The organism is Synechococcus sp. CS-1333, assembly GCF_025128015.1.
Classification (GTDB): Bacteria; Cyanobacteriota; Cyanobacteriia; order PCC-6307; family Cyanobiaceae; genus MW101C3.
In genome coordinates, this window is sequence record NZ_JAHLYO010000009.1 from 206,891 (window position 1) to 221,651 (window position 14,761).

At 66.2% G+C, this 14,761-nt stretch carries 14 protein-coding genes; 9 read left to right on the forward strand and 5 right to left on the reverse strand.

Annotated features, from left to right (window positions below; all coding sequences use genetic code 11):
* Positions 1-6 precede the first annotated feature (6 nt).
* Both KQ303_RS02870 and secA read left to right on the forward strand, forming a co-directional pair.
* On the forward strand, positions 7-801 hold the full coding sequence (locus KQ303_RS02870; RefSeq protein ID WP_259729069.1) for a class I SAM-dependent methyltransferase: 795 nt from the start codon (positions 7-9) through the stop codon (positions 799-801).
* 631 nt (positions 802-1,432) lie between these two features.
* A complete protein-coding gene (gene secA, locus KQ303_RS02875; RefSeq protein ID WP_255100534.1) occupies positions 1,433-4,273 on the forward strand; it encodes a preprotein translocase subunit SecA in 2,841 nt (946 codons plus the stop codon).
* Between the two features lie 32 nt (positions 4,274-4,305).
* Here secA and cysE read toward each other — a convergent pair whose 3' ends face one another.
* Positions 4,306-5,094 (reverse strand): serine O-acetyltransferase, encoded by a 789-nt coding sequence (gene cysE / locus KQ303_RS02880; protein ID WP_259729084.1) that lies wholly within the window; start codon positions 5,092-5,094, stop codon positions 4,306-4,308.
* A gap of 38 nt (positions 5,095-5,132) precedes the next feature.
* A complete protein-coding gene (locus KQ303_RS02885; protein ID WP_094511103.1) occupies positions 5,133-6,161 on the reverse strand; it encodes a GntR family transcriptional regulator in 1,029 nt (342 codons plus the stop codon).
* 151 nt (positions 6,162-6,312) lie between these two features.
* Here KQ303_RS02885 and KQ303_RS02890 point away from each other — a divergent pair, with 151 nt between their 5' ends.
* The gene (locus tag KQ303_RS02890) at positions 6,313-7,119 is read left to right on the forward strand and encodes a dienelactone hydrolase family protein (protein WP_259729070.1); all 807 of its coding nucleotides are present in this window, start codon (positions 6,313-6,315) and stop codon (positions 7,117-7,119) included.
* A gap of 70 nt (positions 7,120-7,189) precedes the next feature.
* Here KQ303_RS02890 and infC read toward each other — a convergent pair whose 3' ends face one another.
* Both infC and miaA read right to left on the reverse strand, forming a co-directional pair.
* Entirely contained in the window at positions 7,190-7,849 is a 660-nt protein-coding gene (gene infC, locus KQ303_RS02895) for a translation initiation factor IF-3 (protein WP_259729071.1), read from the reverse strand.
* 61 nt (positions 7,850-7,910) lie between these two features.
* Positions 7,911-8,822 carry a tRNA (adenosine(37)-N6)-dimethylallyltransferase MiaA gene (gene miaA / locus KQ303_RS02900; RefSeq protein WP_259729072.1) on the reverse strand — a complete coding sequence of 304 codons (912 nt, stop codon included), beginning with the start codon at positions 8,820-8,822 and terminating at the stop codon, positions 7,911-7,913.
* Between the two features lie 295 nt (positions 8,823-9,117).
* On the opposite strand from miaA, the gene gyrB reads away from it, so the two are divergent.
* From gyrB to KQ303_RS02920, 4 genes are read left to right on the forward strand one after another with little or no spacing between them, the layout of a single operon-like run.
* Positions 9,118-11,076, forward strand: a complete 1,959-nt coding sequence (gene gyrB, locus KQ303_RS02905; RefSeq protein ID WP_259729073.1) for a DNA topoisomerase (ATP-hydrolyzing) subunit B — start codon at positions 9,118-9,120, stop codon at positions 11,074-11,076.
* The gene (locus KQ303_RS02910) at positions 11,076-11,387 is read left to right on the forward strand and encodes an SH3 domain-containing protein (RefSeq protein WP_259729074.1); all 312 of its coding nucleotides are present in this window, start codon (positions 11,076-11,078) and stop codon (positions 11,385-11,387) included. Before gyrB ends, KQ303_RS02910 begins: the two co-directional genes overlap by 1 nt.
* Positions 11,384-11,749, forward strand: a complete 366-nt coding sequence (locus KQ303_RS02915) for a fluoride efflux transporter FluC (protein WP_399232719.1) — start codon at positions 11,384-11,386, stop codon at positions 11,747-11,749. The genes KQ303_RS02910 and KQ303_RS02915 overlap by 4 nt, the downstream gene beginning before the upstream one ends.
* Positions 11,742-12,173, forward strand: coding sequence for a CrcB family protein (locus KQ303_RS02920; RefSeq protein WP_259729075.1), 432 nt, complete (start codon positions 11,742-11,744; stop codon positions 12,171-12,173). The genes KQ303_RS02915 and KQ303_RS02920 overlap by 8 nt, the downstream gene beginning before the upstream one ends.
* A gap of 33 nt (positions 12,174-12,206) precedes the next feature.
* On the opposite strand, the gene KQ303_RS02925 is transcribed toward KQ303_RS02920, so the two are convergent.
* Positions 12,207-12,686, reverse strand: coding sequence for a glutathione peroxidase (locus tag KQ303_RS02925; protein WP_311134103.1), 480 nt, complete (start codon positions 12,684-12,686; stop codon positions 12,207-12,209).
* 106 nt (positions 12,687-12,792) lie between these two features.
* Between KQ303_RS02925 and mgtE the strand changes: the two genes are divergently transcribed.
* Together mgtE and KQ303_RS02935 are read left to right on the forward strand one after the other, a co-directional pair.
* Positions 12,793-14,295 (forward strand): magnesium transporter, encoded by a 1,503-nt coding sequence (gene mgtE / locus KQ303_RS02930; RefSeq protein WP_259729076.1) that lies wholly within the window; start codon positions 12,793-12,795, stop codon positions 14,293-14,295.
* 259 nt (positions 14,296-14,554) lie between these two features.
* On the forward strand, positions 14,555-14,761 hold a 207-nt coding region (locus KQ303_RS02935; protein WP_311134104.1), incomplete at its 3' end, for a sigma-70 factor domain-containing protein.

The window sequence follows — 14,761 nt, forward strand, 5'->3', positions numbered from 1 at the left end:
ATGCCGATGGAACGAAATCTTGGCCTTTTGCCCCGCTACCTGGCCCCCTCGGCGTGGTGGGAACATGTGCCCATAGCCCATTGGCTTGTGGAGCATCTCCAACCGCAGACGGTCGTGGAGCTTGGTACGCACTTTGGAGTTTCTTTTTTCGCATTCTGTGAGGCGGCACAGGCATTTTCACCTCAAACCTTTGTCTATGCCGTTGACACCTGGCAGGGAGACGAGCATGCGGGCGGGTATGGAGAGGAGGTTTTTCAACGCGTTCAGAGCGAGCAGGATCGCAACCATCGTTGTCGTTCGCGGCTGGTGCGGTCCAGCTTTGATGAAGCCGCTACTCACTTTCCATCCGGAGCCATTGATCTTCTGCATGTCGATGGTCTGCACACGTATGACGCCGTCAAGCACGATCTCGAAACCTGGCGACCGTTATTGAAGCCCGAAGCCGTGGTGCTGTTTCACGACATCAATGTGAGGGAGCGTGGATTTGGTGTGTGGAGGTTATGGAACGAGCTGCTGGAACGTTCCGATACCCATGGGTTAGGCCTTCTCCATGGCCATGGCCTGGGCCTATTGAGTTTTGGCACGAGCGAGCCCGCTTGGCTGAATTCGCTTCGGGAGATCCTGCCGCTGCTCACTGCCAAGGGCAGCCTTCTCGCCCAGATTGCTGAACTGCGGCCTGAATGCCAGTGGGGTGAGCGTAACCACCTGCCCTACAGGTTGCAAGCTGAGCAGCATTGGCATTCCCTGCAGCAAGCACGTGAAGAGCTTGAACGGTTACGCCATGAGCAGAGGGGCGAATAACCCACGGTCCACCCTGTTGCGCACCTGCCGATGCGTCCTGCAGCCATCCGATGCAGGCGTTTGCTTTGCAGTGAATCCCTTCTGTAGGGAGATCTGACCCTTCCCGTCACCCCCAGCACACGTACACCTATCCCTTTGTCTGTTGATTTCCCCCAGACCCTCCGCCTCACCGTCGTGAAGACAGCGTTGACGCTCTAAGCCGCTTCAGCAGCCTGTTGATGCTCGCATAGCAGGCACTTCGCCGACGTCAAGGAGATGACGCGAGCACCTTGCCAGGCCGGCTTGTCCCCACGTTTTGGTGTGGGGGGCTGACGCCGGCCGATCGATGCCGACCCGTTCATCCCTGACGGCTTTCCAGCAACGAGCTTTTCTCGCTGGTGGCCCCGCCACTCTCGCCCTTCGGTTTGGGTGAGCCTCTGACTTGCCCTGGCCTGTTCTGGCCTGAAGGGCATCAGCGACGCCCGCTGCCCAGCTGAAGCCGCCAGCTTCGGCGCGCCAAGGCTGTACACACGACCAGCAGGGGTGGATTCCCGCTGGCGCGGGTGCCGAAAACCCTTGCAGCAGCTGGCTTCTCCGCTCCCGACCATGATTTTGCGGTGGTAGGGTGAGGGGATACGAATGGTCCGTTTCCATGCTCAAGCTCCTCCTGGGAGATCCCAATGCCCGGAAGCTGAAGCGCTACCAACCGCTCGTTTCCGACATCAATCTGTTTGAAGAGGAGGTGGCCCCTCTCGACGATGACGACCTGCGGCGCAAGACCGTCGACTTCCGTGAGCGCCTGGCGAAGGCGGAAACCCCGGCCCGCCAGCGCCAGCTTCTCGATGAGCTCCTGCCTGAAGCCTTTGCCGTGGTGCGTGAAGCGGGCAAGCGGGTGCTCGGGATGCGCCACTTCGATGTGCAGCTGATCGGCGGCATGGTGCTGCACGAAGGGCAGATCGCCGAGATGAAGACGGGTGAAGGCAAGACCCTTGTGGCCACCTTGCCTTCCTATCTCAATGCGCTCACCGGCAAGGGTGTGCACGTGGTCACGGTGAACGACTACCTGGCGCGTCGTGATGCCGAGTGGATGGGGCAGGTGCACCGCTTCCTGGGGCTGTCCGTGGGGCTGATCCAGCAGGACATGCCGCCCAGCGAGCGGCGTCGCAACTACGGCTGCGATATCACCTATGCCACCAACAGTGAGCTGGGCTTTGATTATCTTCGCGACAACATGGCGAATGATATCGAAGAAGTGGTGCAGCGTGAATTCAATTATTGTGTGATTGACGAGGTTGATTCCATCCTGGTGGATGAAGCGCGCACGCCCCTGATCATCTCAGGGCAGGTGGAGCGCCCCCAGGAGAAATACCGCCGCGCTGCTGATATTGCCAATGAGCTCATCCGTGCTGAAGGCAGCTCGAAAGATGGTGTGGATCCCGAAGGGGATTACGAGGTGGATGAGAAGCAGCGCAATGTGACCCTCACCGATGAGGGGTATGCCAAGGCTGAGCAGTTGCTCGGAGTGGAAGACCTGTTCGACCCCGCCGATCCCTGGGCCCACTACATCACCAATGCGCTCAAGGCCAAGGAGCTGTTCATCAAAGATGTCAACTACATCGTGCGCGGCGAAGACGCAGTGATCGTGGATGAGTTCACCGGCAGGGTGATGCCCGGCCGCCGCTGGAGCGATGGGCAGCATCAGGCGATTGAGGCCAAGGAGAATCTGCCGATCCAGCCGGAAACTCAGACACTCGCCAGCATCACCTACCAGAACTTCTTCCTGCTCTATCCACGCCTGGCCGGCATGACCGGCACCGCCAAGACAGAAGAAGTGGAATTCGAGAAAACCTACAAACTCGAAGTGACTGTGGTGCCCACCAATCGGCAGCGCTCCCGCACCGATCTGGTGGATCAGGTGTACAAGAACGAAGTGGCCAAATGGCGGGCGGTGGCTCTGGAAACCGCCACCATTCACCACGACGGGCGCCCCATCCTGGTGGGCACCACCAGCGTGGAGAAGTCGGAGCTGCTTTCCTCTTTGCTGGCCGAGCAGGGCATTCCCCACAACCTGCTGAACGCCAAGCCCGAAAACGTTGAACGCGAGGCGGAGATCGTGGCCCAGGCCGGCCGGGCCGGAGCCGTCACGATCGCCACCAACATGGCGGGCCGCGGCACCGACATCATCCTGGGCGGCAACACCGATTACATGGCACGGCTGAAGCTCAGGGAAGTGCTCCTGCCCCTGCTGGTGCGGCCCGAGGAGGGCCATCGGCCCCCGATCCCCCTGCCCCGGGAGGCTTCCCGCGCCGGTTTTGCTCCCGGTGCCGCCCTGCCGGCCTCGGCGCCCAGCGAAGCCCGCGCCATCGGCGCTCTTTTCCCCTGCGCTCTCACCCCCGCCACCGAGCAATCGTTGGTGGAGCTGGCCCGTGAACTGGTGAAAGCCTGGGGTGACCGGGCCCTCAGCGTGCTGCAGCTGGAAGACCGGATCGCCCAGGCGGCGGAGAAGGCCCCCACCGACGACCCCCAGATTCAGGCGCTGCGCAGCCTGATCGCCCGGGTCCGCGCCGAGTACGACGTGGTGGTGAAGGAGGAGGAGGAGCGGGTGCGGCAGGCCGGTGGTCTGCATGTGATCGGCACTGAGCGGCATGAATCGCGCCGGGTCGATAACCAGCTGCGCGGCCGGGCCGGACGCCAGGGCGATCCCGGCAGCACCCGCTTCTTCCTTTCGCTGGAAGACAACCTCCTGCGCATCTTCGGCGGTGAACGTGTGGCCGGATTGATGAATGCCTTCCGGGTGGAAGAAGACATGCCGATCGAATCGGGCATGCTCACCCGCTCGCTGGAAGGGGCGCAGAAGAAGGTTGAAACCTACTACTACGACATCCGCAAGCAGGTGTTCGAGTACGACGAAGTGATGAACAACCAGCGCCGAGCGGTGTATGCCGAACGGCGGCGCGTGCTCGAAGGCCGGGAGCTCAAGCTGCAGGTGATCGGCTACGGCGAACGCACCATGTCTGACATTGTGGATGCCTATGTGAACCCTGATCTGCCGCCCGAGGAATGGGATCTGGGCCGGTTGGTGGCCAAGGTTCAGGAGTTCGTGTATCTGCTGGCCGATCTCACGCCCGAGCAGCTCCAGGGCCTTTCCACTGAAGAGCTCAAGGCGTTCCTGCGCGAGCAGCTGCGCAACGCCTACGACCTCAAGGAGAGCCAGATCGAGCAGGTGAGGCCTGGGCTGATGCGGGAGGCGGAGCGGTTCTTCATCCTCCAGCAGATCGACACCCTCTGGCGCGAACATCTGCAGGCCATGGATGCCCTGCGTGAATCGGTGGGTCTGCGCGGCTACGGGCAGAAGGATCCCTTGATCGAATACAAGAACGAGGGCTATGACATGTTCCTGGAGATGATGACCTCCATGCGCCGCAACGTGATCTACTCCATGTTCATGTTTCAGCCCCGCATGGAAACCGCCGAAACGGTGGTCACTGGCTGAGCTTCAGAGCCTGCGCCGCAGCAGCTCATTCGTCAGTCGGCGCCGTCAGCCGGCGCCGTCAGCAGCCCGCTACCCGGCCCATCGCCGGGGCCATCGCCCAGGAACTCGAGGATCTCGCGGTCCCTCAGGTTCTGGGCCTTGCCGCCGCAGATGTCCCGCAGGGGGCGGCCGGCGGCCACTTCCCGCAGGCAGTTCTGCAGCCGACCCACCTCACCTTCGAGCGTGTCGATGCGCTCCATCAGGTTGCGAATCACCCTGGCTTCCGCATCCGGCAGCTGCGAGTGCGCCAGAGGATCGATCCGCACCCCCGATTGATGCACCACCCTGCCGGGAACGCCCACCACCGTGCTGTCGGGCGCCACATCCCGCAGCACCACCGAGCCGGCGCCGATGCGGGTGTTCGATCCCACCACGATCGCGCCGAGCACCTGCGCTCCTGCCCCCACCACCACGTTCTCGCCGAGCGTGGGATGGCGCTTGCCGTGTTCCTTGCCCGTGCCGCCGAGGGTGACCCCCTGAAACAGCAGGCAGCGATCGCCGATCACGGCCGTTTCTCCGATCACCACGCCCATGCCGTGGTCGATGAAGACCCCATGGCCGATCTGCGCGCCCGGGTGGATCTCCACGCCGGTGAGGCTGCGCCCCACCTGCGAGAGCACCCGCGGCACCAGCGGCAGGCCCAGCCGCCACAGGCGGTGGCTGAAACGGTGCAGCACCAAGGCATGGAAGCCCGGATAGCAGAGCAGGATCTCCACCGTGCCGCGTGCGGCAGGGTCGCGCTCTTTGATCATGCGCAGGTCGGCGCCGATCGCACGCAGCAACCGCCCGATCGAGCCGGGCGGAGATGGCTTCACGCTGCTCATCCCACCTTCATGGTTTCGGGATCGCCGTAGCCATCGCGCTGGCCGGTGAGGCCGATCTCCTTGCGCAGCAGATCGATGGTGGAGGCCCCCAGGTAGCTCTGGGCGCAGTGCACCTGGGGCAGCCGCATCAACTGGGCGCGGTTCTGGCGCAGGGTCTGCTCCACCAGCGGCAGGCTGGGTCGGTCGCAGAGCACGTGGCTGGCGGCCCGCAGCAGGGCCAGCAGGCGGCTGCCCACGTCGGGGTTGGCGGTCATCACCAGCAGCTCGTTGCCGCGCATGCTGTGCAGGATCACCTCCGCGGCCCGCAGGATGCCGGGACTGATGCTCACCAGGCCCACGCAGCTGCCCGTCCGCAGCTCCTTGAGCAGATCGAGCTCGTGGCGGAAGTCGTTGAGATCCACCGCCACGGCGCGCACGCCGAAGCGCTGGGCCAACTCCTCCACGGGCTGGAGGAAGTAGCGGCTGGTGACCACCGTGCCGTTGCTCGAACTCTCCAGCACCGCCTCGAGCTCCTCCATCGGCACCACTTCGACGGGCACCTCCAGCACGGGCACCAGTTCTTCGGCGATCAGCAGCGAGGCGCCGATGTCCTCGCGCGGTGTGCTCACCAGCACGCGGGCGCCGCAGCGCAGCCGCCAGTCGATTTCGCGGGTGAGCAGCTCCCTTGCCTGCTGCAGCGTGCAGCCGGCGTTGAGCAGGCCGTCGACGCACTGGCGCACCTCGCGGTCGATGTCGGGCCGCAGGCGGTTGCGCAGGCCCGGCGGTGCCTTCAGCTCGCGCGGCTTCTGCTGATCACGCACATAGATGCCGGAGCCCGCCATCGCCTCCACGACACCGTCGTTCTCCAGCTGGCGGTAGACCTTGCTGATCGTGTTGCGGTGCAGGCCGGTCTGCATGGCCAGCTGCCGCGTGCTCGGCAGGCGATGGCCCGGCGGGTAATGACGGGCAGCGATCGCGAAGCAGATCTGGTTGTACAGCTGGGTCGACGCCGGGATGTCGCTTTCCTGCTGGATGTGAAATCGCACGCCGGCCCGGACCTGAACGTCTGGGGACACCCTACGGAGCTTCGGCCCCGGTGACAATTCCCTGTTTGTCATAAGAGGCTGTGCCGGTTGCTCCGCCACTGGCCCAACCGCCGCAGTGGCATCGTGTGGGCCGACCCCTGCGACAGCATCCGTGGCCGAGTGGATCACCCTTCCCGCAGCCCCCGCTGCTGCTGGTCCGGGCGGGGCGACGGCTGGCAGGCCAACAGGTTCGCTGGCAGGCGAGCAGGCGCAGCGCACCGGTGTGGTTTCGGTGCCGCTGCGTTGCTGGTGGGCTGCTCCCGCCCAGCCCGCACGGGGCGCCATCCTTGTGCTGCCGGAGGTTTTCGGCATCAACGCCTGGGTGCGTTCGGTCGCCGACCGGCTGGCTCTGGAGGGGTACGCGGCGCTGGCGGTGCCCCTGTTCGCCCGCAGCGCTCCGGCCCTGGAGCTGGGCTACAGCGCCGGTGATCTGGCCGAAGGACGCAGCCACAAGGACCGCACCAGCAGCGCCGAGCTGCTGGCTGATCTGGACGTGGCCTGCCAGTGGTTGCAGGAACGCACCGGGGCCGGCCTGCTGGGCTGCGTGGGCTTCTGTTTCGGCGGCCACGCCGCTCTGCTGGCGGCCAGCCTGCCCCAGATCGCTGCCACCGCAGACTTTTACGGGGCAGGGGTGGCCAGCGGCAGGCCGGGGGGCGGCCCCCCCACCCTGGAGGTGTTACCGGAGGTCACTGGCAGGGTCTGGTGTTTCTGCGGGCGGCGCGATCCGCTGATGCCGGCCGCTGAGTTGGCGGCCATTGTGGCTGCGTTACGCCAGGCCGATCCGGCGGGCGTGCGCCACCGGCTGATCGAACTGGAGGCGGGCCACGGATTCATGTGCGAGGCCAGGCCCGACCATGACCCCGCTGCTGCCGCCGCCGGCTGGCGGGGGATGCTGGAACTGTTCGCCACCACGCTTTGAACATGGGCGTGGCGCAGCAGCGAGCAACGCTCTCCGTCTGCGTTCGGGCGCAGCCACGGCCGTCAGGCGCTCAGCCCTCGGCGCCCTCGCCTGCAGCGGCGGCGCTGGTCTGGCGCTGCGGTGACGGAATGGTGCGCACCGCCTTGGCCGCCAGGGCAGCGGCATCTTTTTCCTTGGTGAGCGGCGTTTTGCGCGGCGTGAGGAACATGATCATGTTGCGCCCCTCGCGCTTGGGGTCCTGCTGGATCTCGGCGCTTTCCTCGAGGTCTTTGGCCATCCGATACAGCAACTGCTCAGCCAGCGCCGTGTGCTGAATCTCCCGGCCGCGGAAGATCACCGTGCACTTCACCTTGTCGCCGTCCTTGAGGAAGCGGATGGCCTGACCGATGCGCACCTGGTAATCGTGCGAATCGATCTTGTAGCGCATCTTCACCTCCTTGACTTCGGTTTGATGCGACTTCTTCTTGGCTTCCTTGGCCTTTTTTTCCTGCTCGAACTTGAACTTGCCATAGTCCATGATCCGACACACCGGCGGATCCGCCTTCTCGCTCACCAGCACAAGGTCGAGCTCACGGTCCTTGGCGACCTCGAGGGCTTCCTCCCTGGTGATCACGCCGAGCTGACTGCCGTCGGCATCGACCACCCGTAACTGGGGGTAACTGATGCGTTCGTTGATGTTGGGGAGCTCCCGCACGGGAGCACGACGATCAAACCGAGGACGAGGAGGCATTCAAAGAAGCGAGGGGCGTAGCGGAGGCCGGCACGGGGATACAGCCGTCGAGCACTCACCCTTACCCTAGAACCCCTTCGACCGCCACCATGGCGGCCCTCAGCAGATCGGTGGCGCCAGCGGCCGGATCCAGCCACAGCGGGTCATGCCGGCGCCGGAACCAGGTGCGCTGGCGCTTGGCGTATTGCCGCGTGCGCTGGTCGGTTCGGCTGATCGCCTCCGCCTCGCTCAGCTCGCCCGCCAGCAGCTGCAGGGCTTCGCCGTAGCCGATCGTCTGCAGCAGCGGCAGGTTGGGGCCGAAGCGCCGGGCCAGCTGCTGCGTTTCCTCCACCAGGCCATCGGCATAGAGCGAACGGGTACGGCGGGCGATCCGCTGCCTGAGGTCGCTGGGGTCAAGGCCCAGTTCAAGCACCCGCCAGGCGGGTGGCCGTTGGCTCTGCTGGCTGGACAGGGGCCGGCCGGTGGCATACAGCACCTCCAGGGCCCGCTGGGTGCGCACGGTGTCGGCATGGTCGATGCGCCCTGCCGCCTCCGGGTCGGCCTGACGCAGCAACTGGTGGCAGGTGGCAGGCCCAAGCGCCGCCAGTTGGGCGCGCAGGGCCGGCTGTGGCGGAACCGCCGGTGGCTGCAGCCCCTGGGTGAGGGCCTGCAGGTACAGCCCGCTGCCCCCCACGAGAAAGGCCACGCCGCGGCGCTGGTGTTCGGCGGCGATGGCGGCCTCGGCCGCCTGGCGGAACTCCTGCAGGTTCAGCGGCTGGTCGGGCGGGCGCAGGTCGAGCAGGCCGTGGGGCACGCGCGCCCGTTCGGCGGCGGTGGGTTTGGCGGTGCCGATGTCCATGCCCGCATAAAGCTGTCGGGAATCCACCGAGAGCACCGTGAGGTCGAAGTGGCCGGCCAGCTCCAGGGCCAGGGCCGACTTACCGCTGGCGGTGGGCCCGAGCAGCACGAGCACGAGGGGAAGCGAAGCGGCCATCCGGGGGGCGTCTGCGCAGGGCGCGCGCGGGGTGACCTGAGCCTCGCTGAGGAACGGCCCGAGGGGATGCGCCGGAGGCCTGCGGGCGGTCCCGGCGCGGGACGGACGGAGCAGAGATGCGACTGGGGGGTGCATCCCTGTCGCAAACGGGCGCTGAGCGCCCCCTGGGCGCCCCTCTGAAGCAGCAGTGGTAAGATCGACACCTCGATTGGCCTTTTGAGCGCCCTGTGCCGCTGCTGCACCGCTTCACCCGGCTACCGGCGCACGCCGCAACTTGCCACCTGAGCCTTTCGGAATGAGCGACTCCTCCAAAGTTCAGCACGCCTACGGCGCCGAACAGATTCAGGTGCTCGAAGGCCTGGAACCGGTGCGTAAGCGCCCCGGCATGTACATCGGCACCACCGGGCCGCGGGGTCTGCATCACCTTGTGTATGAGGTGGTGGATAACTCGGTGGACGAGGCCCTTGCCGGCCACTGCACCGAGATCCTGGTGCGCCTTTGCGAGGACGGCTCCGCAGAGGTCACCGACAACGGACGCGGCATCCCCACCGACGTGCACCCGCGCACCGGCAAGTCGGCCCTGGAGACCGTGCTCACCGTGCTGCACGCCGGCGGCAAGTTCGGCAGTGGCGGCTACAAGGTGTCCGGCGGTCTGCACGGCGTGGGCGTTTCGGTGGTGAACGCGCTCAGCGAGTGGGTGGAAGTGACCGTGCACCGGCAGGATCGGGTGCACCGCCAGCGCTTCGAGCGCGGCGCCCCGATCGGAACCCTGCGCTCGGAAGCCGATATCAGCGGCCGCACTGGCACGGCGGTGCGCTTCAAGCCCGATATCGAGATCTTCTCCGGCGGCATCCACTTCGACTACACCACGTTGTCCGGCAGGCTGCGGGAGCTGGCCTATCTCAACGGCGGTGTGCGGATTGTTTTCCGCGATGAACGCAGCGAGGCCCTCAGCGCCGACGGCAGCGCCCACGAGGAGATCTATCACTACGAAGGCGGTATCCGCGAGTACGTCGCCTACATGAACGACGGCAAGGATCCCCTTCACCCCGACATCATCTATGTGAATGCTGAGAAGGACGGCGTGCAGGTGGAGGCTGCGCTGCAGTGGTGCGTGGACGCCTACTCCGACAGCATTCTCGGCTTCGCCAACAACATCCGCACCGTCGACGGCGGCACGCATATCGAGGGTCTGAAAACAGTTCTCACCCGCACGCTCAACACCTTCGCCAGGAAGCGTGGCAAGCGCAAAGACGGTGATTCCAACCTGGCGGGCGAAAACATCCGCGAGGGGCTCACCGCCGTGCTGTCGGTGAAGGTGCCGGACCCGGAATTCGAAGGGCAGACCAAGACCAAGCTCGGCAACACCGAGGTGCGCGGCATCGTGGACACCGTGGTGGGCGAATCGCTGAGCGAATTCCTTGAGTTCCACCCCCAGGTGATCGACCTGATCCTGGAGAAGGCGATCCAGGCCTTCAACGCCGCTGAGGCGGCTCGCCGCGCCCGTGAACTGGTGCGCCGTAAATCGGTGCTCGAGAGTTCCACACTGCCCGGCAAGCTGGCCGATTGCAGCTCCCGCGATCCTTCCGAATCCGAGATCTATATCGTGGAAGGCGACTCCGCCGGTGGCTCCGCCAAGCAGGGCCGCGACCGCCGCTTCCAGGCGATCCTGCCCCTGCGTGGCAAGATCCTCAACATCGAGAAAACCGACGATGCCAAGATCTACAAGAACACCGAGATCCAGGCGCTGATCACCGGCCTGGGGCTGGGCATCAAGGGAGAAGAATTCAATGAATCCTCGCTGCGCTATCACCGGATCGTGATCATGACCGACGCGGATGTTGACGGCGCTCACATCCGTACGCTGCTGCTTACCTTCTTCTATCGCTACCAGAAGATGTTGCTGGAAGGCGGCTATATCTACATCGCCTGCCCGCCTCTCTACAAGGTGGAGCGCGGCAAGAACCACACCTACTGCTACGACGAAAAAGACCTCAGGAAAACCCTTGATGGCTTTGGTGAGAAGGCCAATTACACCCTCCAGCGTTTCAAGGGTCTGGGGGAAATGATGCCCAAGCAGCTGTGGGAAACCACCATGGATCCCTCCACCCGCAAGATGAAGCGGGTGGAGATCGAAGATGCCGCTGAAGCGGATCGCATCTTCACCATCCTGATGGGAGACAAAGTGGCGCCCCGCCGCGAATTCATCGAAACCCACAGCGCCGAGCTCGATTTCGCTCAGCTCGACATCTGATGGCCTGGCGTTGGATCTGGGTGCTGGGCTTCGCCCTGATCGCTCCGGCCTCCCTCCCCGCCGGTGGCGCCGATTGGCGCACGCCGGAGCTGCGCCGCCGCCAGAACGGCGATCCGCTGCTTGCTGAGGGCTCGCGCGATGGCGTGCTGCGCGCTTCTCCCCATCACCGCGCCCCCTGCCTGCTGCCCGTGTCTGCGGGCGCGCCGCTGCGGCTGCTGCGCGTGTGGCAGGAGCCCGAGGGGGAACGCTGGTTGCACGTCGAGGCAGCGGCTGACGCCGGAACGGCCCGGCGCGGCTGGCTGGTCGGGTGAATGAGGCCCTGCTGGTGGCCGTCGGTGCGGTACCCGGCAGTTGGCTGCGGCTGCGGCTGGTCAACCACTTTGAGCCGCTGTTGCCCCATCGCCACTGGGCCACCCTCGCGGTCAACGTGTCCGCCAGCTTCGCGCTCGGGCTGGTGGTGGCGCTCGATCGCTCCAGTGGCACCGCCAGCCCCCTGCTGCTGCTGATCGGCACCGGTTTTCTCGGCAGCTTCAGCACGTTCTCCACCTTCATGCTGGAAGCCGTGCAGGCCTGGCAGGCCGGCAGGCGACGCGAAACACTGGCGCTGCTGGCGGCCTCCGTGCTGCTGGGCGTGCTGGCCGTGCTGCTGGGGCAGGCGGTGGCCCGTGCCTGACCCGGGCGATCTTCAGGCGCGGCGGTTGCGTTTCGAGCTCGTGGAGCTGCTGCTGGTGGCTGCGGGGGCGGTGCCCGGCGCCCTGCTGCGCTGGCAGGCGGAAGTGCATCTCGGCCCTGTGCTGGGCGGTGTCCCCTGGGCGCAGCTGCTGGTGAACCTGACCGGCAGCCTGGTGCTGGGCCTGCTGGCGGGTCCGATCCCCTGGCGCACGCCGCTGGTGCTCTGCCTCGGCATCGGTTTCTGCGGGGCCCTCACCACCTTCAGCAGCTGGATGCTGAGCCTGGTGCGGCTGGCCGAGCTCGATCGCGCCGGCGAGGGACTCTGGCTGCTGCTCGCCAGCCTGGTGCTGGGTCTGCTGGCAGCGGCCGCAGGGGTCGCCGCCAGCCATCGGCTCATGGCCGCCCTGCGTCGCCGCAGGCTGTGAGCGGCATGGAGCCGCTCCGCCTCTGCGGTCGGCTCAGGCGGCGAGGGCCGCCTCGATGGCTGCCGTCAGCTCAGGGCCGGTGGGATCCACGGCGCTCTTGAAGCGCGCCAGCACCGTTCCGTCCTTGCCCACCAGGAACTTCTCGAAGTTCCACTCCACATCCCCGGCCGGTTCGGCCTGGGTGAGCACGTCATAGGGAGCGCTCTTCGCGCCCTTGGCCTGCACCTTGTCGAACAGCTCGAAGCTGGCGCCATAGGTGGTGGAGCAGAACTGCTGGATCTCCGGCAGGCTGCCCGGTTCCTGGGCGCCGAAGTCGTTGCAGGGAAAGCCGAGCACCTTGAAGCCGCGGGGACCGTAGGTGTCCTGCAGGGTCTGCAGGCCGGCGTACTGGCGGGTGAAGCCGCAGCGGCTGGCCACGTTGACGATCAGCAGCACGGAGCCGGCGTAATCGGCCAGCGCTGTCTCCGCGCCTGTGGCGCTGCGCACCACCACATTGGAAACGCTCACGCTCATGGTTGTTGTTGTCGCTGCCGGCTGACCCTAGAAGCTGAGCGCCGCTCCGGCGAGGCCGTGGCAGGAACCCTCCCCATACACTCGATGTGCCGCCACTTCGGGGCCGATGAGCGAGCTCGACAGCGGCGGTGCCCGCCATGGCCGCCAGGATCCTGAGGGCCGAGGGAAGTCCGGCGGCTCTGAGTACGGCGGCGGCGCGGTGGGCAGCATCAGCGGCTCCACGATCGTGCTAGGCGGTGGCCTGCAGGTGGCCGAGGTGGTGTCCCGCCAGCTGGAAGCCCTGCTCAAGGCCAGCAACTACGGCGGCGTGAAACTGCTGCTGGAGCCGGTTCAGCCGGTGGATTGCGCCGAGGCGATCGGCACCCTGCCGCGCACGCTGCAGGCCCTGGCCTTCCGCCTGCTGCCCAAGGACAAGGCGATTGAGGTGTACGAATACCTCGATGGCGATGTGCAGCAGAGCCTGGTGGAGCGGCTGCGTTCCGGCGAGGTGCTGGAGCTGGTGGAGGAGATGTCGCCGGACGACCGGGTGCGGCTGTTCGATGAACTGCCCGCCAAGGTGGTACGGCGCCTGCTGATGGAGCTGAGCCCGGCGGAGCGCCGGGTCACGGCCCAGCTGCTGGGCTACGAGGCGGAAACGGCCGGCCGGTTGATGACCACCGAGTTCATTGACCTCAAGGAGTTCCACAGCGCCGCTCAGGCGCTCGACATCGTGCGGCGGCGGGCCCGGGACACTGAAACCGTGTACAGCCTCTACGTGACCGACGCTTCGCGCCACCTCACCGGCATCCTCTCGCTGCGGGATCTGGTGATGGCCGACCCGGAGGACCGCATCGGCGATGTGATGACCCGGGAGGTGGTGAACGTCACCACCGCCACGGATCAGGAGGAGGTGGCCCGCGTGATCCAGCGCTACGACTTCCTGGCGGTGCCGGTGGTGGACCGCGAGGAGCGGCTGGTGGGGATCGTCACGGTCGACGACGTGATCGACGTGATCCAGCAGGAGGCCACCCGTGACCTCTACGCGGCCGGCGCCGTTCAGGCGGGCGATGAGGACGACTACTTCCGCAGCAACCTGTTCACCGTGGCCCGCCGCCGTGTGGTGTGGCTGCTCGTGCTGCTGATCGCCAATGCCGGCACCGCGGCGGTGATCGCCTCGCAGGAGTCGGTGCTGAAGCGGGTGGTGATGCTGACGGCCTTCATCCCGCTGCTGATCGGCACGGGCGGCAACGTGGGTTCGCAGAGCTCCACCGTGGTGATCCGCGGCCTCAGCACCCAGCGCATCCAGGTGCTCGGTACCTGGCCGGCGATCTGGCGCGAGGCCGTGGCCGGCGCCTTGCTGGGGGTGCTGATGGTGCTGGTGGTGGTGCCCTGGGCCCGCTATGTGTCAGGCAGCTGGCTGGTGGCGGTGGCGGCGGGCCTGAGCCTGGTGGCCATCACCACCCTGGCGGCCACGGCCGGCGCGGCGCTGCCGCTGCTGTTCGATCGGCTGGGGCTCGATCCAGCCCTGATGTCGGCGCCCTTCATCGCCACCGCCACCGACGTGGCAGGGGTGTTCATCTACCTCAGGACCGCCACCTGGCTGCTCGACTCACTCGGGATGCCGCTCTAGCTGGCTTGCTGCGCCTACTCCCCAGGCAGGGTCTGCGCTGTGGGTGGATGAGCGGCTCTGGCCAGCGAGCGCCAGGGCAGGAAGAAGCTGGCGACCGGCACTGTTCGGACCCTGGCTGCCCTGGGTGGCGCTCAGGGGAATGTCGCCCTGAAGAGTCCGAGATGAGAGGGACTTCACACTTCTTCAGGTTAGGCTTTACACACTGTCAAAACACCACGCCGTGATCGTCGCTCTCTCCCCGTCCCGGCCCGTCGAGTCGCTGGCCGATGCCGACCCCCGGCCCGTGGTTCTGCCCCGTTCCCTGCCCCCCGTGGACGGCGACCTAGTGCGCTCGTATCTGCGGGACATCGGCCGCGTGCCGTTGCTGAGCCATGAGCAGGAGATCACGCTGGGCCGCCAGGTGCAGGAGCTGATGCGTCTGGAGGAAACGGAGCTGGAGCTGGAGATGCGCGCCGGCGGGGTGAAA

Excerpts from the sequence above, each read along its gene's own strand:
- KQ303_RS02870 (WP_259729069.1), top strand. The coding sequence starts at position 7 with ATGGAACGAAATCTTGGCCTTTTGCCCCGCTACCTGGCCCCCTCGGCG.
- secA (WP_255100534.1), top strand. The coding sequence starts at position 1,433 with ATGCTCAAGCTCCTCCTGGGAGATCCCAATGCCCGGAAGCTGAAGCGC.
- infC (WP_259729071.1), bottom strand. The coding sequence starts at position 7,849 with ATGCCTCCTCGTCCTCGGTTTGATCGTCGTGCTCCCGTGCGGGAGCTC.
- miaA (WP_259729072.1), bottom strand. The coding sequence starts at position 8,822 with ATGGCCGCTTCGCTTCCCCTCGTGCTCGTGCTGCTCGGGCCCACCGCC.
- gyrB (WP_259729073.1), top strand. The coding sequence starts at position 9,118 with ATGAGCGACTCCTCCAAAGTTCAGCACGCCTACGGCGCCGAACAGATT.
- KQ303_RS02910 (WP_259729074.1), top strand. The coding sequence starts at position 11,076 with ATGGCCTGGCGTTGGATCTGGGTGCTGGGCTTCGCCCTGATCGCTCCG.
- KQ303_RS02925 (WP_311134103.1), bottom strand. The coding sequence starts at position 12,686 with ATGAGCGTGAGCGTTTCCAATGTGGTGGTGCGCAGCGCCACAGGCGCG.
- mgtE (WP_259729076.1), top strand. The coding sequence starts at position 12,793 with ATGAGCGAGCTCGACAGCGGCGGTGCCCGCCATGGCCGCCAGGATCCT.